21 protein-coding genes are annotated in these 19,223 nt (G+C 40.6%); 8 read left to right on the top strand and 13 right to left on the bottom strand.

Going from position 1 to position 19,223, the window contains the following annotated elements; translation table 11 throughout:
• The 5 genes from JR005_RS07330 to JR005_RS14705 all read right to left on the bottom strand — a co-directional run.
• Window positions 1-378: DUF2147 domain-containing protein (locus JR005_RS07330; protein ID WP_228731659.1), on the bottom strand; the 378-nt coding region annotated here is incomplete at its 3' end.
• A 112-nt stretch (window positions 379-490) separates the two neighbouring features.
• Window positions 491-1,165 (bottom strand): LrgB family protein, encoded by a 675-nt coding sequence (locus tag JR005_RS07335; RefSeq protein ID WP_004995018.1) that lies wholly within the window; start codon window positions 1,163-1,165, stop codon window positions 491-493.
• A gap of 11 nt (window positions 1,166-1,176) precedes the next feature.
• The gene (locus JR005_RS07340; RefSeq protein WP_004992414.1) at window positions 1,177-1,548 is read right to left on the bottom strand and encodes a hypothetical protein; all 372 of its coding nucleotides are present in this window, start codon (window positions 1,546-1,548) and stop codon (window positions 1,177-1,179) included.
• A 44-nt stretch (window positions 1,549-1,592) separates the two neighbouring features.
• Window positions 1,593-2,918 carry a ribosome rescue GTPase HflX gene (gene hflX / locus JR005_RS07345; RefSeq protein WP_004995015.1) on the bottom strand — a complete coding sequence of 442 codons (1,326 nt, stop codon included), beginning with the start codon at window positions 2,916-2,918 and terminating at the stop codon, window positions 1,593-1,595.
• A 94-nt stretch (window positions 2,919-3,012) separates the two neighbouring features.
• Entirely contained in the window at window positions 3,013-3,150 is a 138-nt protein-coding gene (locus tag JR005_RS14705) for a hypothetical protein (RefSeq protein ID WP_227546612.1), read from the bottom strand.
• A gap of 170 nt (window positions 3,151-3,320) precedes the next feature.
• Here JR005_RS14705 and JR005_RS07355 point away from each other — a divergent pair, with 170 nt between their 5' ends.
• Window positions 3,321-4,124, top strand: coding sequence for a lysophospholipid acyltransferase family protein (locus JR005_RS07355; protein WP_151825535.1), 804 nt, complete (start codon window positions 3,321-3,323; stop codon window positions 4,122-4,124).
• A 41-nt stretch (window positions 4,125-4,165) separates the two neighbouring features.
• Here JR005_RS07355 and JR005_RS07360 read toward each other — a convergent pair whose 3' ends face one another.
• Entirely contained in the window at window positions 4,166-5,707 is a 1,542-nt protein-coding gene (locus JR005_RS07360; protein WP_227613809.1) for a phospholipase D family protein, read from the bottom strand.
• A 222-nt stretch (window positions 5,708-5,929) separates the two neighbouring features.
• On the opposite strand from JR005_RS07360, the gene JR005_RS07365 reads away from it, so the two are divergent.
• On the top strand, window positions 5,930-6,940 hold the full coding sequence (locus JR005_RS07365; protein WP_004995009.1) for a metallophosphoesterase: 1,011 nt from the start codon (window positions 5,930-5,932) through the stop codon (window positions 6,938-6,940).
• Window positions 6,941-7,005: 65 nt separating this feature from the next.
• Here JR005_RS07365 and JR005_RS07370 read toward each other — a convergent pair whose 3' ends face one another.
• Together JR005_RS07370 and trhA are read right to left on the bottom strand one after the other, a co-directional pair.
• Window positions 7,006-8,322: an MFS transporter gene (locus JR005_RS07370; protein WP_004992432.1), complete on the bottom strand. Its 1,317-nt coding sequence runs from the start codon at window positions 8,320-8,322 to the stop codon at window positions 7,006-7,008.
• Window positions 8,323-8,562: 240 nt separating this feature from the next.
• Window positions 8,563-9,204 (bottom strand): PAQR family membrane homeostasis protein TrhA, encoded by a 642-nt coding sequence (gene trhA, locus JR005_RS07375; RefSeq protein ID WP_004995007.1) that lies wholly within the window; start codon window positions 9,202-9,204, stop codon window positions 8,563-8,565.
• A 101-nt stretch (window positions 9,205-9,305) separates the two neighbouring features.
• Here trhA and JR005_RS07380 point away from each other — a divergent pair, with 101 nt between their 5' ends.
• From JR005_RS07380 to JR005_RS07390, 3 genes are all read left to right on the top strand, one after another.
• On the top strand, window positions 9,306-10,532 hold the full coding sequence (locus tag JR005_RS07380) for a class I SAM-dependent methyltransferase (protein ID WP_218664810.1): 1,227 nt from the start codon (window positions 9,306-9,308) through the stop codon (window positions 10,530-10,532).
• Window positions 10,533-10,982: a GNAT family N-acetyltransferase gene (locus JR005_RS07385; protein ID WP_004995004.1), complete on the top strand. Its 450-nt coding sequence runs from the start codon at window positions 10,533-10,535 to the stop codon at window positions 10,980-10,982. It abuts the gene before it with no gap.
• A 306-nt stretch (window positions 10,983-11,288) separates the two neighbouring features.
• Entirely contained in the window at window positions 11,289-11,663 is a 375-nt protein-coding gene (locus JR005_RS07390) for a glyoxalase superfamily protein (RefSeq protein ID WP_004995003.1), read from the top strand.
• A 12-nt stretch (window positions 11,664-11,675) separates the two neighbouring features.
• Here the strand turns inward: JR005_RS07390 and JR005_RS07395 are convergent, their stop codons facing one another.
• From JR005_RS07395 to JR005_RS07410, 4 genes are all read right to left on the bottom strand, one after another.
• Window positions 11,676-12,545, bottom strand: coding sequence for a patatin-like phospholipase family protein (locus JR005_RS07395; protein WP_004995000.1), 870 nt, complete (start codon window positions 12,543-12,545; stop codon window positions 11,676-11,678).
• A gap of 14 nt (window positions 12,546-12,559) precedes the next feature.
• Window positions 12,560-12,835 (bottom strand): hypothetical protein, encoded by a 276-nt coding sequence (locus tag JR005_RS07400; RefSeq protein WP_004994998.1) that lies wholly within the window; start codon window positions 12,833-12,835, stop codon window positions 12,560-12,562.
• Between the two features lie 162 nt (window positions 12,836-12,997).
• Window positions 12,998-15,133: a 3-hydroxyacyl-CoA dehydrogenase NAD-binding domain-containing protein gene (locus tag JR005_RS07405; RefSeq protein ID WP_004994990.1), complete on the bottom strand. Its 2,136-nt coding sequence runs from the start codon at window positions 15,131-15,133 to the stop codon at window positions 12,998-13,000.
• A 146-nt stretch (window positions 15,134-15,279) separates the two neighbouring features.
• Window positions 15,280-16,485 carry an acetyl-CoA C-acetyltransferase gene (locus JR005_RS07410; RefSeq protein ID WP_004994985.1) on the bottom strand — a complete coding sequence of 402 codons (1,206 nt, stop codon included), beginning with the start codon at window positions 16,483-16,485 and terminating at the stop codon, window positions 15,280-15,282.
• A 146-nt stretch (window positions 16,486-16,631) separates the two neighbouring features.
• Between JR005_RS07410 and JR005_RS07415 the strand changes: the two genes are divergently transcribed.
• Together JR005_RS07415 and JR005_RS07420 are read left to right on the top strand one after the other, a co-directional pair.
• Window positions 16,632-17,210: an AAA family ATPase gene (locus JR005_RS07415; RefSeq protein ID WP_119686342.1), complete on the top strand. Its 579-nt coding sequence runs from the start codon at window positions 16,632-16,634 to the stop codon at window positions 17,208-17,210.
• A complete protein-coding gene (locus tag JR005_RS07420) occupies window positions 17,210-17,656 on the top strand; it encodes an NUDIX hydrolase (protein ID WP_004994981.1) in 447 nt (148 codons plus the stop codon). Before JR005_RS07415 ends, JR005_RS07420 begins: the two co-directional genes overlap by 1 nt.
• A gap of 31 nt (window positions 17,657-17,687) precedes the next feature.
• Here the strand turns inward: JR005_RS07420 and JR005_RS07425 are convergent, their stop codons facing one another.
• The gene (locus tag JR005_RS07425) at window positions 17,688-18,698 is read right to left on the bottom strand and encodes an AraC family transcriptional regulator (protein WP_004992456.1); all 1,011 of its coding nucleotides are present in this window, start codon (window positions 18,696-18,698) and stop codon (window positions 17,688-17,690) included.
• Between the two features lie 211 nt (window positions 18,699-18,909).
• Here JR005_RS07425 and JR005_RS14710 point away from each other — a divergent pair.
• Window positions 18,910-19,223 (top strand): CoA transferase (locus tag JR005_RS14710; protein WP_228731660.1); only part of this gene is annotated, 314 nt, incomplete at its 3' end.

Below are 19,223 nucleotides of genomic sequence, written 5' to 3' on the forward strand. Positions count from 1 at the left end.
GCGTTTGCCATTTGGGCTTAATTTGGCTTTCATGCTGTAAATCTTGCCACTTAAAGGATCAATGATTTTACCGCCTTTATAATCTAAATCTTTATCGTGCTGAAGGCCAGTTAAAACATCCAGACCTAAAATTGGTTTATTGGTATAGGGCGGTGGGCAGTTGACGCAAGTTTCTTTAGGCGTATAACCCGGACGCGGTGTAACCTTAATAATTTTACCAATATAAGCCCCATTTGAGTCTTTGCGAATTTCAATCAGGGCTTTGGATGAACCTGTTTTATCATCAATATTTTGCCAGATACCAGAAATGTCTTGTGCAAAAACCAGACTGCTCAACCCCGACAATAATACCGCTGCTGCTAATTTTAGCTTTCGCATCTTTTAAATTCCTTTTTTGCGTAACCAGATAACTTTTTATGTCATAAATGACAACTACTCCAATCTTAGGTGGAATTTGGCTGCTATTCAATGCCTATTTTTGTTTGACAAGTCACAGATTTTGCAGAAAAAGTATAAAAGTTGGCAACCAGATTGCTGTGAATACACCATTAATGGCCATGCCAAACGCTGCATAACGACCAGCTACCGCACCCCGTTGCCATGCTTGCGCAGTTCCAATGGCATGTGCAGCTAAACCCAAAGCCAGACCCGATGCGCGTTCATCATTAATATGACGCAAAATAAGCGGAGAAAATGCCGCACCAATCACCCCTGATAAAATCACAATTAATGTCACTAGAGTCAATGGAGCATGTAATAAGGTCGCGATATTTAAAGCAATTGGAGTGGTAACCGCACGTGTGGCAAAAGCTAAAATGATGGGTTCGGACATGTGAAGTAAGTATGCAAGTCCCATCGGTAGAGCAACTGCGCTGGTGCTGGCAAAAATTAGAATACCAATCATGGATTTAAGCGGTAGATCATCGTAGCGCATAGCTGCTAATGGAATCGCAAGCGCGACCGTGACATAGCCCAATAAATGACTAAATAAATTATTCACATGGCTCATGTATTGCTCATAGGGCATACCGATAACAGCCAAAATAGCGACGACAATACACATACCAAACACCAAAAGTGGTACTTGAGGTAAACGTTTGTTCAAGGGTTTAGCACAGAGATAAGCCACCAGCGTGATTAAAAAACCATAAATAACGGTTAACATGTCTTATCTCCCTAAAGCCAACGTTTTGCCATTTTGGCGTAAATCCAGAGTGGAATCAGGGTGCTGATGACCAGTACCAATAAGAACAAGGGAATTTCTTTGCCCATATGTACTAGCATCATCAATGAACCTGCACAAATGGGTAAAAAAGCAAATCCACTTTCTTTCATGATTTTATTGTTGGTATCGACCAGACGATTTGGAACCTTTTTAAATTTCCGCCAGATAAACAATACAATCAAAAGGCTAATTAGTCCGACCAAGTTGCCTAATTCGGGATGATGAAATGCGCCCATAATCAGCACAGCGCCCTCTCGAAATACAATAATTAGCGCAATGGTGGCCAGCCATGCCAACCAGTCGATTTGTTTTAACCTGTCCATGTTGCTCATCTATTTATCATTTGAATATTCACGTTTTAACCGATCTAGGATTTGATTTCAAATTCTTCGAGTGGTCGTTTGAATAGATTGGCATTTTCACCCAGAATATCTTGAAGTGGTAAATGCGCTTGTCGAATCAGTTGCTCAAGTTTATGTGGAGCAATCGAAACCTTTAAATGTAGATTTCCCTCATCATCATAATGTTCGCTTTGGATGACATTTAGTGCATAAAGTTGAGTCCGCAATTTGCCATACGCAGGTTTTAGGATGAGTTCAAAATTTTGTAATTGCCCCATTAAGCATTCTTGTACGGCTTGTTTGAGGAGGTCTAATCCTTGTCCTGAATGTGCAGATACATAAACTCGATCAGGTAAATGCGGTTCAGCATATATAATTTTGGGTTCATCACCACTTAAATCAATTTTGTTATATACCCTCAAAACGGGTGCATCTGCGCTAATTTCTTTGAGTACACCTTCTACCGCTTCAATTTGTTCATGCATATCAGGGCTATGACTATCAATCACATGCAGTAAAAGTGTCGCTTCAAGGGTTTCTTCCAAGGTGGCTTTAAATGACTCTACCAAGTCGTGTTGCAGGTCACGAACGAAACCGACCGTATCGGCAAGGACAACGGTGCCAATACCATCCCAGTCTAAACGCCGCAATGTTGGATCAAGCGTGGCAAACAACTGGTCGGCAGCATAAACATCACTATTGGCTAAGATGTTGAACAGGGTTGATTTGCCCGCGTTGGTATAACCGACCAAAGATACCGTCGGAATGGCCGCTTTTTGTCTTGCTGCACGACCCTGCATACGGGTGTGTTGGACTTTGACCAGTTTATCTTTTAATTGACTAATACGCACTTTGATCAAGCGGCGATCAGTTTCGAGTTGTGTTTCACCTGGACCTTTGAGTCCAATTCCGCCTTTTTGTTGCTCAAAGCCTGCTGCCCAGCCACGAATCAAACGTGTCGATAAGTATTTCAGTTGTGCCAGTTCGACTTGTAATTTACCTTCATGTGTGCGGGCACGTTGTGCAAAGATATCCAGAATTAATCCTGTGCGGTCAATGACGCGACACTTCATGATTTTTTCCAGATTGCGCTCTTGTGCAGGAGAAAGTGAATGATCAAAGATCACGAGTTCAGCCTCTAAACTTTCTACGAGTTGAGCAATTTCTTCAGCTTTACCTGAGCCAACAAAAAACTTGGGATCGGGCTTATTGCGCTGAACAGTCAGATGTTCAAGTATTGTCGCGCCTGCGGATTGGGCAAGTAGACGAAACTCTTCAACATCCAGATCATCAAGCATATTGACAGCTACACTGACCAGAATGACGCGTTCCCTTTGTTGTACTTGTCCCAAACCGTCTTCCACAGATCACCAAATTCGTTTAACTAAAATGTCCTGCTAAGATAACCCGAGCAGGCATTTGAATCTAGTTTTATAGCCAAAAGGACTAGATTAAACTGTTAAATGCTTGGGCAGTGAGAATCATGGCCCCTGCATATAAAACTGACCAACCCAGAATCTGACGTAACATGGTGGTCATTGAACCTGTAGAATATTGATGTTGTTTCACGGGAGTAGTATGCATAACATGGCTCCTTTGATCTTTAATTTCGATAGTTAAATAATAATCAATCGCAATAATAAATAAAAATTGAATTTTTAAATGTTCATGTTCGGTTTTTATCATCAATACAAGCCCATCAAGTTCAGTATAAAATAGGGCGAAATTGCAATTTAAACAAAAATGATATTTTTATGGCTCAAACGAAATCAGCGACTTCAAAGAACTTAACTCCAGTAGAAAAAGTTTTTTTATATAGTAAAAAATTGGCCACAGGTCTGGGAGTGATTGGTGAAGGCTTTTATTTAGTCTATCGTCATCGACTCTATAAAAATCCAAATAATCCAAAGAATACCCGTTATGTTCAGTACTTTTGTCGTCAATTGTGCAAAGTTTTTAATATTGAGGTTGAAGTACACGGCACAATTCCACGGAATCCATCATTGTGGGTGAGTAATCATATTTCTTGGCTGGATGTTGCAGTATTAGGCTCTGGTGCGAGAGTCTTCTTTTTGGCGAAAGCTGAAATTGAAAAATGGCCAGTCCTCGGGCAGCTCGCGAAGGGCGGTGGCACCTTATTCATTAAACGCGGTTCAGGCGATTCGATTCGGATTCGTGAACAAATCGCAGATTTTTTAAGGAAAGACATTCCCGTTTTATTCTTTCCAGAAGCCACAACGACAGATGGAAAAAGTATTAAACGAGTGCATGGTCGTATTTTGGGAGCTGCAATAGAAGCACAGCGTCCAGTACAAGTCTGTTTGATTTGTTATGTGAATCAACAAGGTGAGTTAGATACGGTGGCACCATTTATTGGCGAAATGACTTTTGCAGAACATGTACAACAAGTTTTGGAAATGCCGAAAGTCACCGCGCATTTACTAACTTTGCCTGAAATTGAGGTACAAGGTCATACGGTGAGCAGTTTAACCGCCGAAGTTCAGCAAAAAATGGGACAAGGTTTAAAAGAGCTGCATGCGAAAGTGTTAAATCATTGATCAAGCAGTGCAAACTTGGAGGGTTTATAAGTGATTTAACATCACATAAATCCTTCAATTGGAAGCCATGATAACATTTTGACGCCTGCTCGTTGCCACCATTTCATACGAGGTTCTTTTTTATAAATTTTAGTGCTATTCGGCATTTGGCGATACCAATTGATATTATGATTGGCATCCAGCACCAGTTTATACGCATAATGAGTCAATTGTTGATCCATGGTTTGGTGAATACTTTTCGCTAAACTCGGACTATTTAAAATGACGCCGATTTCGGTATTTAAATAGGCTGAACGCGGATCAAAATTAAAAGAACCGATAAACACTTGTTTTTGATCGAGTGTCATCATTTTGGCATGTAGGCTTGAATTGCTCAGACCTTTTAGACTAATTTTAGCTTCTTTGGCTAATTCGCGAGTATCTTTATTCAACTCCTCTTCATCCAGCGTGGGCAAAAACTCATAAAGCTGGACGCCATTTTCCAATAGTTCCTTACGATATTTGCCATAAAAGGCATGTACGATCGAAACGTCATTGGCTTTAAAAGAATTGGTTAATACCCGAACCTGTACGCCATTTTGTGCCAATTCACTTAAATGTTTGGCGCCCTGTTTTTCAGGTACGAAATAGGCAGAAACTAAATCAACATTTTCTTCTGGTTTTTGCAGATTTTTAATCAGTTGAAAGTTTAAATGCTGTTCCTTTTTGGCTTTGCCACGAATTTTATCAGGTGAGTCTTTAACCACTTTCGCCTGAACCCAATCAAACTGGATATTACTATTAAACCATTGGTCAAAGGCATGTGATCGTGCAGCCAAGTTCAGATAGTTTTGTACATTTGCCAGTTCGTAATGTTCATCAAGCTGACGTTTTAGTTCTGGATAGCGTAAATAATGCGTTTTAGCATTGACGATATTAATCACAGAGTAGGCATATTTATCATTCCAGTAATCATCAAAAGAATGAACAATATCATCTACAGCCGAGCCAACCAACATGACATCGACATCGGAAAATTGATAATTATCACTGCTGTTATAGTATTGATTGGTCATGTTGCGCCCCCCAATCAGCGCAATCTGATCATCGGCGATAAAGCTTTTATTATGCATGCGACGATTAATGCGCTTTAAGTCGAGTACCATATCGATGGCACGAAACTTACGGAAGCGATAGGGATTAAACAGTTTGACTTCTATATTTTGATGCTGTGACAATGCCAGTAAAACCGCTTCCATTTGTTTGGCATTGTTATCATCTATCAATAAACGTACTTTGACGCCACGATCCGCAGCCCGAATAATGGCATGTAAGGCTAAAGCGCCAACGCGGTCGTTGTCCCAGATATAGTATTGTAGATCCAGACTTTTTTCGGCTTTATCAATCAACTTTAGACGTGCTGTAAGCGCTTCAAGTGGATCATAAAGCAGGTGATAACCTGTCAGCCCTTGATTTTGCTGACGTAGAGGTTCTACGACTTTGGCAAGCGTGGTGTGTGATGTATCGACTTGGCTTGCTAACTGGATGATCTCATGACCAGGTTTGGGCAGCGTATTGCATCCGCTTAAACTCAATACCAGCATACAACTGACGCCAAGCAAAAAGTGCCTACTTATTTGCTTTTTTGCAGTAAAATTAGGGTATTGTGTAGTTAAGCGGAATGTTTTTGCCATAGTGTATGCATCAATAATGTGGCCTAGAGTATAATTCTTGATTAGCCAAAGATAAATAACTGAAACAAAATCACTCATCCTGATGAGTCTTTCAGTGTTTAAGATGCTATTTAAGATCATTTGAGAATAGCTATGTGGGATTTTAATTCGATTATTTTTTATTTCTATCTGATTTTTGTTGTTCTCGCAATTTGGGCGGTTTCACAAGCTTGGCGTAGTCAGGCCTGTACCGAAACCATTCACCCTTTTAAAGCCTTTGTGCATTTGCTGGTGTTTTATTTATCTTATTTACTGTTTCCTCTGGTTATTTTTACGCTTTATGCGGGATGGTCTGGTTACTTTTCATTGCATCAGAGTGTTTTCATTTTTTTATTAAGTGTTTTTCTGATTTATGCACGTTTTATCGAGCCGCATTTGGTACATGTTCGTCAGCATCAGTACCGTTTAAATCCGAATCAACCTTTTGCAAAATCGGTCAAAGTGGCTTTGATTGCAGATCTACATGTCGGTTTATATTCTGGTCATGAGCGTCAATTACGCATTATTGTCGAAAAGCTGAATCAGGCACAACCCGATATTGTGGTGGTGGCTGGGGATTGGACCTACGAGCCAGAACATAAACTCGTTGAAGAATTACAAGTATTACGCCAGATACAAGCTCCTGTTTATTCTGTACCCGGTAATCATGATGAACAATATCCCGGCCCGCCGATTCAGGAATTGCTGAAACATGCTTTAGATGTCAATGATGTGATCGATATTGAAGGAAAAATTGTTGAGTTTGATGAGTTCCGTCTGATCGGAATCGGGGACTTATGGGCGGGTAAAACCGATATGCGGTTTATGCCAGAATTACCGCAAGATAAGCCGTGGCTGATTTTATCGCATAACCCAGATACGGTCGATATGGTGCCCGAACTTCCTTCACGCCCTTTAATGCTCTCTGGACATACGCACGGAGGGCAAGTTGAATTGCCGTGGATTACCAATTACATCATGAAAAAAGTCTCAATTTTAGGACATAAAAAGGGTTTTTATGAACATGAGCATGCGGATGTTTTTGTCACTGTAGGTACAGGCATGGTCGGTGTGCCTTTTCGATTTCGGGTGCCACCCACGATTGATATTATTGAATTGATTTAAGAAATTTTTCTTCAATGCGTTAAATTAAAAAAACCAGCAAGCGCTGGTTTTTTCATCAAATTGGTTTAAATCTGATTATTCACATCTTCGTTTTTAGTTTCACGGATCAGCAAAAACGCAATCAATGATAAAATAGACGCTGCTGTCAAATAATAACCGACTGCTTGTAAACCATAAGTTTCAGCTAACTTGGTGGCAATCAAGGGTGCAAAAGATGCGCCTAAAATACCTGCAAGGTTAAAAGTCAACGCTGAACCTGTATAACGCACTGACGTTGGAAATAGTTCTGAAAGTACAGTTCCAATTGGACCATAAGTGAGTCCCATAATCGACAAACCAATACACAAAAACAGGAACACCACCAAAGTATTGCCTGATGCAAGCAGATCAGAAAAGAACAAACCAAAAATAGCAGCGGCGATACAAACCCCAATCGATGTTGCTTTGCGACCAAATTTTTCAGCAAAAATAGCGGAAAGGGGAATAAATGCGGCAAAACATAAAGTCGCGAATAATTGCATTTCCAGAAATTGTCCACGTGCATAACCAAGATGGGTGGTTCCCCAGTTCAAAGCAAATACAGTAGTTAAATAGAACACAACAAAGGTACATACCGCACCAATCGTTCCCAGTACCAGTTGTTTGGTGTGCTTGGTGACCACTTCGGTAAATGGAATATTCACTTCTTTCTGCTTATCTAATACTTTCTGAAAAGCAGGAGTTTCATGCAATTTTAAACGGATATATAGGCCAACTAACACGAGGATTGCACTGGCAATAAATGGAATACGCCATCCCCACTGCATAAATGCTTCATCTGGCATTAATGCGCCAAGCGTTAAAAATGAACCCGCCGCTAAAATAAAACCAATCGGTGCACCGAGTTGCGGGAACATGCCATACCATGCACGTTTACCTTCTGGCGCATTTTCAGTTGCGAGAAGTACAGCGCCACTCCATTCACCGCCTAATCCTAAGCCCTGACCCAAACGACATAATGCAAGCAATAATGGCGCAACAATGCCAATTTGAGCGTAAGTAGGTAATAAGCCGATACACACGGTTGAAATTCCCATTGTCAGTAAGGCAGCAACAAGAGTTGCTTTGCGGCCAATACGATCACCTAAATGTCCAAAGAGTGCAGCACCAATCGGGCGCGCAATAAAGGCAATCGCAAAAGTAGCTAAAGACTGTAGCATGGCAGCACTGCCACTACTTGCAGGGAAAAACAGATGTGGAAAAATCAGGACTGCCGCTGTGGCATAAATATAAAAGTCAAAAAACTCGATCGTTGTTCCAACGAGACTCGCAGTTAAGACACGGAATTTTGAGTTACTGGCAACAGCAGGTGCTGTGGTTGCAGAGGTAGAGGATGACGCCATAAAGGAACCTTACACTTCGTAAAAATAAAAAAATTTGTTTTTAAAAGCGTAATCTTTTTAAAAAAGGCGTAATTTCTTAAAAAAATAACGAGTAGTAGATTTCTTTCATAACTATATAACTATTTAGTTAAATGCTCTTTATTTTTCTCCCTCAAGGAGAATAAAAAAGGACTGATGAAAGAAATCGAATCTAAATATTCAATACCAATCAGGGTCGCTGAACATAGTATTCAAAATAGACTAGATGACGTACCAATAGATCGAAAGGAATTGTAATCCCGCGCCCATCAATACAAAAATATGCCAGATTGCATGGGTATATCTTACCTTTTTTAGCGCATAAAACAATGCTCCGATCGTATAAGCTAACCCGCCAGTCACTAAAAAAATCAGTGCGTCTTTACTCAAATATCTTTGCATATCATCAATAAGTAACACAGCTGTCCAACCCATCAGCAAATAGGCAATCAGGGAAATTTTTTGAAACCGATGAATGAAAATTAATTTGAAAAGTGTCCCAATGAAGGCGATCACCCAGAGTGCAATCAAGAGATAGTGTGCTTTGGCCGTTGGAATAGCAATACTTAAAAAAGGGGTGTATGTCCCTGCGATGAGATAATAAATCGCGGTATGATCCAGTTTTTTATACCAATGTCGTTTTTCTTTGGTTTTGGCAAAATGATACAGCGCAGAACTACTAAAGACTAAAATTAGGCTGAAACAATACGCCCATAAACCCACCCATTGACCTGTGCTGAGGTCATGTGCCTTGATCAATAAAAAAAACGAAGCCATGATTGCCAGTACAGCACCAGCCGTATGGCTCCATGCATTGAGCTGTTCCTCCAGAGGATCATAATCAAGTACAGGAAACTGAGACATTTTTAGATCATTTTATTAAAAGTACAAGTGTATAGTAATTCAATTTTGTTTTTAAAGTAAGACGTTTTAAACTAGAGCGGCAAATAAATAAGGTTTTTACTATGTCCGCTTTGGTAACTCATTCTCCTCAAGAGCAGCAGTTCCTAGAATTGATACAACAAATGATTCAAAGTCAGCAGTTTGAACGACTGATTTTGAGTCAATATCAAGGTACAGAGACAGAGCTTGAGAAAATTACATTCCGAATGGTTGAGTTACAGCAACAAACGAAATTAAGTGCGCTGTATCATTATAAAACTAAAGACGTGACTAAGAATTATGATTTAGCTGAATCATCTGGGGTCATTCAAGAACTTGTACATTTATGCAAGCAAGCCAATTTGTTTGCGCACAATGTTGAAGCTCAATTGAAAAAAAATAAGAAAAAAGCACTACTGAATATTCAACAACATACGAAACCGAGTCTGGAGCATTCGAAACCGACTCAGCAACATAATCGTGAAAAAGAACGCTATGTTGATCAGGCCAGTCCATTTTTACAGTATTTAGGAATTACAGAGGCCAATGGAAAAATTATTCCTGCGATGGCGCGTAAATGGAAACAGATTAATAAATTTATTGAAATTTTTTCACATGCTTACGAGCAAATTGAGATAAAAAAAGATCAGATTAATATTGTCGATTTTGGTTCAGGCAAGGGCTATCTGACCTTTGCCTTGTATGATTATTTACAGCAGCAAACAGCGACTCAGCCTGTCGTCACAGGCGTTGAGTTACGTTCTAATCTGGTCGAGTTTTGTGAGGATGTTGCAACCAAAGCAGGTTTTCATCATCTTGATTTTTTTGAAGGGGATGTCAGAACTTATCAGACCGAGCAGCTTGATGTCATGATTGCTTTACATGCCTGTGATATTGCAACAGATTTTGCGATTCATACAGGCATTCGTTTAAATGCTTCGATGATCATGTGCGCGCCGTGTTGTCATAAAGAATTAAGACCACAGTTGCACAGTCCATCAGTGTTAAAACCGATGTTACAGTTTGGTATTCATGCAGGGCAACAAGCTGAAATGCTGACCGATACTTTACGTGCCTTATTGCTCAAAGCCTATGGTTATGAAGTTAAGGTTTTTGAATTTGTATCACTGGAGCATACCAGTAAAAATAAAATGATTTTGGCCACAAAGCGTAAAGATATCGATCAACCTGATGCACAAATTCTGGGGCAGATTCAGGCATTAAAACAGATGTATGGGATTGAAAAACAAACACTGGAATTGCTCTTAAATGACCAGATCGCAATTGAGAATGTAGGATGTAAATGTTAAATGATGGATAAAACTACGCTGGATCTGCAACTAGATATTCAAATAGGTGATTGGAATAGCTTGCAACCTGATGCCAAACTGATTCGGACCTTGGTGTTTGTTGAAGAACAACACATTCCCGAGGCGGAAGAATGGGACGCTCATGATGCAATCTCGCAGCATTTCGTCGTGTATCATGAAGCTCAACCGATCGCGACAGCGCGGTTGTTAGAAGATCGGAGTATTGGGCGAGTGGCCGTTCTAAAGGCTTATCGGGGCTTTAATATTGGATATAAGCTGATGCAAGCCATCATTGATTATGCCAAACAGCAAAACTTGCCTGATTTAAAGCTCTCTGCACAGGTATATGCAACGGGTTTTTATGCGCGATTAGGTTTTTGTCAACGCGGTGATATTTATGATGATTGTGGTATTCCTCATATTGAAATGTTTTTATCTTTAGATGATTAACCCTTAACATTCAGGTTTTGGTAGCATTTCGTGCAAAATAAGATTTGATAAGAACCTAAAAACCAGTCGTTTTCAATGACTATGAGAACTGTCGTTGAGGTGTTAAAAAGACTTCTTTCATCATTGCTTAAACCCTGTTTGTTTTTCTCCCATAGGGAGAAATAAAGGGAATTTACGAAAGAAGTCTAAAGTTTAAATGTTTTTGAATAGGCGGTAGGSYTTGTCGCCAAAAGATTACGGTATTTACAGCAACGTAAATCCAAAGATAAAGAAACACTTCAAAATACAAACTAAATTGAGAAAAAAATGAATCAAAACCAAAATATCATTCCTGTGTTACGCATTTTTGATGTGGAAAAGGCCAAAGTTTTTTATCTTGATTTTTTGGGTTTCCAACTAGATTGGACGCATCAGTTTGAAGAGAACTTTCCGCTTTATATGCAAATTTCTAAAGATCAATATTGCTTACATTTAACGGAACATTATGGGGATTGTAGCCCAGGTGCATTGGTACGGTTGCATTTAGTGGAATTAGAACAATTTGTTCAACAACTCTTAGATCAAAATGCCCGATTTGCCAAACCACAGATCGAAACCGTGCCGTGGGGAAATTTAGAATTATCGATTCGTGATCCCTTTTCAAATCGTCTAGTGTTTTGGAAAGATCAGGCAGAAACCTGATCTTTTAACTGTTTAGGGCAGGGTTTTCCATTGCTCAATCGCCGCAAATCCTGTTTCCAGACCGACTTGATAGGTATATTGCAACTTGTTGCGATCTTTACAAAGACGATTTGCCAATCCTTTTTTATCGGGAATGCAAACTTCAAGAATGTGTTGTGGTTGCTGAGTTGAAAGGGGCTGACGCAGAAAATTGACAGAATCATTATAACGATGGCAGCGTTCTTTTAGACTCAATGCAAAGCCTTGATTATTCCTGACGATATATTTTGCTAAAAATTGATCGCCTTTACTACTGGCTTTAAAATAATGCTGCGGACGTGTGCGAATCACCATCAGCTTGCTCACATCAGCTTGTTGCGCTGCCCACTGTACAGGTAAGGCATCTGCGACACCGCCGTCAAAATAAGGCTCACCCATAATTTGGACAGGATGACGAGTCAATACAGGAATAGTGCTCGATGCACGTAAAGCATCCAGTAGATTGTCTTGACCTGCTCGTAAATATTCTGCACGACCACTGAGCGCATGAGTCAATACCATATAAAAATCAGGATTTTGTGCAAATAATTTTTGTTGATCAAGCGGGTGTTCAGTTTCGCCAACTTGCCACATCCATTCTAAATCAAGTAAATCACCGCCTTTCAAGAAGCGTTTATAACTGATAAATTCTGGACGTAAAGAATGATCAATATAAAAATTAAGTGTACGACCTTTTTGACCTGCCAGATAATTGGCAAGATTGGTAGAACCCGAAGACACACCGACATACAGATCAAACGGATTAAATTGCTGTTCTAAAAAGGCATCGAGTACGCCCGCAGTAAAAGCACCGCGCATACCACCGCCTTCAACGATAAGTGCCTGACGTTGTATTGCTGACATGATATTTTCCAGTGTTAATGTTGCGCTTGATGTTGCGAATGTGCATCCGTAGGCGTGGACTGTTGAGTTGGCGCTTCATCATTTTGCTGATTTTCAGATGCGGGTTGCGATGTCGTTTTGAGTTGGTAATGACCTTTTTTCGCTTCCTGATTGGGCATATAGTCAGGTTCGCTGGACATGGCCAAGTATAAAAAAGTGAAAAATATCGTGGTAATCGCCGCCACAATGATAATAAATTTCCAACCTAAAGCTGTTGATTCAGCATCATTGCCAGAAGATGATTTACTCATAAATGAGTCCAACCGTCAAAATAAACAAAGAAAAATAAGTGGTTGTTATAGCATAAAATTGAAAAAAAGAGAGAATTTAAATATAAAGTCTATTCAATACAATGATATAAAAACGCACACCAGATTTAAATTTGGTGTGCGTTGTGATGAGCATGCGTATGTTTAGCGAATGATGTCCCTCTTTTGTGCTTGGTCTCTCAATAATTGCGGAGGAGTGAAGCGTTCTCCATATTTTGCAGCGAGTTGTTCAGCACGTTGTAGTGACTTTTCAACTCCGTTTTGATTGAGGAATTGAATCGCGCCACCTGTCCACGGGGCAAAACCAATGCCAAAAATTGAACCGACATTGGCATCAACAACAGATTCTAAGACGCCTTCTTCATAACAGCGCAAAGTATCCAATGCTTGAACAAATAAGAAGCGATCAATCATCTCCTGTTCCGAAATATCATTCTCTTTTGTCCAGCGGCTGAGTCCATCCCATAAATGTTTTTTGCTATTTTCAGGATAGTCATAAAAACCTGCACCTGCCGCTTTACCTTTACGGTTGAGTTCATGAATCATGGTATGTACCACCTCATCCACATGGGTTTTTGGCAGATATTTACCTTCTGCTTGTAATGCTTTGCGTGTTTCACTGGCAACATGTTCAGACAAGGTCAAAGAGACTTCATCTTGAATCGCCAATGGGCCAACGGGCATACCTGCTTTCAATGCTGCCATTTCAATCTTAGCTGGATGGACACCTTCAGCAAGTAAACGCATACCTTCCTGAACGAACGTACCAAACACACGACTGGTAAAGAAACCACGACTGTCATTCACCACGATTGGCGTCTTGGCAATTTGTTGCACAAAGTCGTAAGCTTTAGCCAGTGTTTCAGCAGAGGTTTGTTTACCTTTAATGATTTCGACCAATTGCATTTTATCGACTGGACTAAAAAAATGTAATCCAATGAAGTTTTTGGCATCTTTACTGGCTGTTGCTAAACCTGTGATTGGCAAAGTTGAGGTATTGGATGCAAAAATACCGCCATCAGCTAAATACTGTTCAGCTTCTTGAGTCACCTTCGCTTTGAGTTCTTGATTTTCAAATACCGCTTCAATGATTAGATCACAGCCTTGCAGATCAGTTGCATCGGCCGTTGCGGTAATTAAAGACAGGATTTGATCACGTTTTTCAGCGGTCATGCGGCCTTGTGAAACACGTTTATCGAGTAACTTTTGCGAATAAGCTTTGCCTTTTTCAGCATTTTCCATGGATACATCTTTAAGGACAACAGGAATGCCCTTGATTGCTGTTGAATAGGCAATACCTGCACCCATCATGCCTGCACCTAAAACACCCACTTTGGTTGCTTGCCATTTTGCAACTTCAGCAGGACGGCTTGCACCAGACTTGATTGCATTGAGACCATGCCAGAATGTACCAATCATATTCTTGGAAATCTGACCGATGGCGAGTTGGGTGAAATAACGTGATTCGATACGCAAAGCGGTATCCACATCCACCTGTGCGCCTTCTACTGCTGCCGCCATAATGGCTTCAGGCGCAGGGTAACAGCCTTTGGTTTTATCACGTAGCATCGCAGGAGCAATCGCCAATACCTGAGCCACCGCGGGAGTACTTGGACTGCCACCAGGAATCTTGTAGCCTTTGACATCGAATGGTTGTTGTGACTTTGGATTGGCTTTGATCCATGCAATGGCTTTATCTAAAAGCTCTTGTTCATTCTCAGCGGTGTCATGCACCAAACCAAGCGATTTTGCCTTATCCACGCCAAATTGCTTACCTTCCATTAAGAATGGAAATGCATTTTGTAAACCGAGCAGACGGACCATACGCACGATACCACCACCACCTGGTAGTAGACCTAAAGTGACTTCAGGTAAACCAAACTTGGTTTTAGGGTCGTTGATTGCAATGCGGTAATGGCAACCTAAAGCAATTTCCCAACCACCGCCTAATGCAGTACCATTCAGCGCAGCTACAACAGGAACGCCTAATGTCTCAATCGTGCGTAGGTCACCTTTAAGTTTATCAACCATCTTGAAAAACTCAGTGGCATGTTCAGGTTGAACCTGAATCAGTTCGTCCAAATCACCGCCTGCAAAGAAGGTTTTTTTGGCAGAACGGAAAATAACACCTTTGAGATCAGTTTCAGCTTTGAGCTTTTGGCTGACTTCATCTAGTGAATCACGAAATTCTGCATTCATGGTATTCGCAGATTGACCCGATGAATCAAGGGTAAGAATTACAATATTGTCAGCGTTTTTTTCGTATTGAATTGCGCTCATACATCTTTGTCCTAAATTTATTTTTTTAAAACGCTGGCGAAGCAGAGCTTGCGAGGCGGAAATATTTGAAAAAAGCGCAGTTTACGATGTGTAAATGATCATTTTTGAAAGTGTTTCCAACGTGGCAAGATCAATCCAGCCAGTTTTTATACCAACTCAATGATGGTGGCAATCCCCATCCCACCGCCGACACATAAGGTTGCCAGACCACGTTTCTTGCCCTGACGCTCCAACTCATCTAGCAATGTACCTAAAATCATGGCACCTGTTGCACCCAATGGATGACCCATCGCAATCGCACCACCATTCACATTGACTTTCTCGGCTGGAACGTTCAGTTCATTGATAAAACGCATTACTACGGCAGCAAAAGCCTCATTGACTTCAAATAGGTCGATGTCATCAATGGTTAAGTCTGCTTTTTCCAATGCTTTACGTGCAGCAGGCGCAGGACCTGTGAGCATGATGGTTGGGTCTGTACCGACCAATGCTGTTGCAAGCACTTTGGCACGTGGTTTTAAGCTTTGTTCTTTGACTGCTTTTTCAGAAGCCAATAACACCACAGCAGCACCATCAACAATCCCTGATGAATTGCCTGCATGGTGAACGTGATTAATTTTTTGAGCCTCTGGATATTTCTGTAAAGCAACTGCATCGAAACCCATTTGTCCCATCATTTCAAAGCTGGCATTAAGTTTTGCTAAGCCTTCAACCGTGGTAGAACCTCTAATAAATTCATCTTTTTCTAAAATCATGACACCTGAATGATCTTTGACAGGGACAACTGATTGATCAAAGTAACCATTGGCTTGAGCCGCCGCCGCTTTTTGTTGTGAACCGACTGCAAATGCATCCACATCTGCACGGCTATAACCATCTAAAGTCGCAATCAGGTCAGCACCAACACCTTGCGGTACAAAAGAGGATTTTAAATTGGTTTCAGGATCAAGCGCCCATGGACCGCCATCAGATCCCATCGGGATGCGTGACATGGATTCCACACCACCTGCAACGACCAAATCTTCCCAGCCTGAACGCACTTTTTGAGCGGCTAAATTTACTGCTTCTAAGCCTGAGGCGCAAAAACGATTAATCTGAACGCCAGCCACATCATCATTCCAGCCTGCGGCAATTGCTGCGGTTTTTGCAATATCACCGCCCTGATCGCCTATAGGGGTCACGCAGCCCAAAACAATATCATCAACTTTTGAGGTATCAAATTGATGACGCTGTTGTAGCTCATGAAGCAAGGTCGTGACCAAAGTAATGGGTTTGACTTCGTAGAGTGAGCCATCTTTTTTTCCTTTCCCGCGTGGCGTGCGGATGGCATCGATGATATAAGCCTCGCTCATCATTCTTCCTTTTATAACCTTAAATATTTTTATGCTTTTGAGTGTAATGGATTTTAGACCCAACACAATGACGATAAGGTCATCTGGTGGATGATGATTTTTGCCAATGCTTTGTCTGATATAGAAACTTGATCAAGCATCGCTTGATGAGTAAACTATGCAGCCATAAAAAACAATCTATTTATATGAAATTTATTAATATTATTGGCACAACAGGGTCAGGGAAAAGCACACTCGCCAAACAACTTTCTAAGCAATTAAATCTTGTTTATATCGAATTGGATGATTTACTTTGGTTGGATGACTGGCAGGAATCTTCAAATGAGGCTTTGTTTTTAAAGCTGAAAATAGCAACCGAGAATGCTGATACAGGATGGGTATTAGATGGCCTTTATACACGCACCATTCCAATGATTATGCAACAAGCAGATATGGTAATTTGGCTGGATTATCCATTTTGGGTGAATCTGTATCGTCTTACTCGACGAACATTAAAAGGTTTAGTGAATCAAAAACCATTGTGGAAACATTCAAATAATCGGGAAAATTTAAAATTGATTCTGTCTAAACAATCAATTTTTGTTTGGTTAATCAAATCCTATCCTAAAAATCGAAAAAAATATTTAAACTTAATGAAAAACCCTGATTATCAACATATCCAATTTATTCGACTCACTTCGCCTCAGCAGACAAAAGAATTCTTAAATCGGCTAGGGGTAATGTAATGACTAGTATTAAAGCAAAAGCCCTGTGTATTTTCCGATATGAGAATAAATCTTTGCTTTCTTTTGGGTATGATCCCAGCAAAAATGAGCATTATCTAAGACCGATAGGCGGTGGTATTGAATTTGGAGAAACCTCCTTACAAGCAATAGAAAGAGAGGTACTTGAAGAAATTAATCAACAAATTACCCATCCAAAACTTCTAGGCGTATTGGAAAATTTATTTAGTTTGGATGGTCAGCAAGGGCACGAAGTTGTTTTTGTGTATGAAGCAGAATTTGTTGATCCCACATTATATAGCCAGACTAAAATAAACGGCTATGAATCCGATGGTTCAACTTACATTGCGCAATGGATGACGCTACAGCAGCTTGTTTCAGAACAATATCCTGTCTATCCAAAAGGAATAGAGCAGTGGCTTTTCGCTAATAGACAGCCTAATCTTTAGACTGTCTATCTACAAACTACAAACTTAAACATTAATGATAACCGTGTAATTGACGATATAAACCTGGCGTAACCCCAGTCCATTTTTTAAAGGCACGGTGGAAGGTGCTGGTTTCACTAAATCCAACCTGTTGCGCAACATCTTCAAGGGTCAAATCTGGATTTAGCAACAAGTGAATGGCGGCATCTCGACGCAAAGCATCTTTGACACCTTGATAACTTTTACCTTCCGCAGCCAGACGGCGGCGCAGTGTTTGCGGAGAAAGATAAAGCATAGATGCCACATCATTGAGCGTTGGCATTTCTTCACCAATCTGACTTTTAAGGACATCACGGATGCGTGAAGTCAGAGAATTGGTATTTTTAAATTTGACCAAAAGCTGTGCAGGTGCAGCTTTTAAAAATTCTTCTAGTGTTTTCTCATTTTGGCGAATCGGTAAATCCAGATAATCTGCCGCAAACGTAATTTCGGTGCGTGGCATGTCAAATTGCATGACAGGGGCAAAAAATAATGCATCGTATTCATCGGCATGTGCAGGACGAGGATAACCAAAATGAACCCGTTCAAGTGGCAAACGACGTTCAATCAACCACGAAGCCAAACCATGCCAAATCATCAGCATACTTTCGGTAATAAAATGATCAGGATCCAGACTTTTAGGAATCATCGGTACCAGACGCGCTTCATGTTTATCGCGCTCTAAAGTGACCGACCACTCGTCACCAAAAAGTTTATAAAATTGAGAAGATAAATCGAGCGCTTCGCCTAATGTCTTTGCATGAATAATCAACTGACACATAATGGCAAAAGTGCCTAAACGGCGTGGTTGAACATCAAAGCCAACATGCTCATCCTGAGTGACCATCCAGAGCATTTTGATAAAACGAGTATACTGTTCTGGCGAAATACGCGCTTTGGGTTGACGTAATAATTCTGCTTCAATTCCCACATGCGAAAGCAGGGTTTCGACATCCATGCCTAGGCGTTTAACACCAGTCAAAGCCGCATTCACGAAATGGATACTAATGGTATCGCGACTCATGTTAAATCCTTCAGTCTCTTTTATGTTCACTTTTGATTGACCTAAATGACTCTAAAAAATGTTCAATTGGCGATTTACAACAACAGCAAATCACTTTTTACATGTTAAATTGCCGAAATGATCAAGGTAAATGGCTGAACATGACATTGTTTTGATTCTTTTATATCCCTAAGATGACTAAAAAGACAATAGTTTTAGGATGAAAACAACCATGACAACGGCATTAAACGGACTGAAAATACTGGATTTTTCAACATTGTTACCGGGGCCTTTTGCCACGATGTATCTGGCGGATATGGGGGCAGAAGTGATTCATATCGAATCACCAACCCGTCCCGATCTGGTTCGAATTATGCCGCCTTATGCCAATGGTCAAGCCACATCGCATAGCTATCTCAACCGTAACAAACAATCGATTGCACTAGACTTGAAAGATCCTGCCAGTATTGAATTGATTAAATCTCGTATTTCAGAATTTGATATCGTGGTTGAACAGTTTCGCCCTAGTGTGATGCAACGTCTTGG

The organism is Acinetobacter sp. Colony158 (genome assembly GCF_019264745.1).
GTDB lineage: Bacteria > Pseudomonadota > Gammaproteobacteria > Pseudomonadales > Moraxellaceae > Acinetobacter > Acinetobacter ursingii.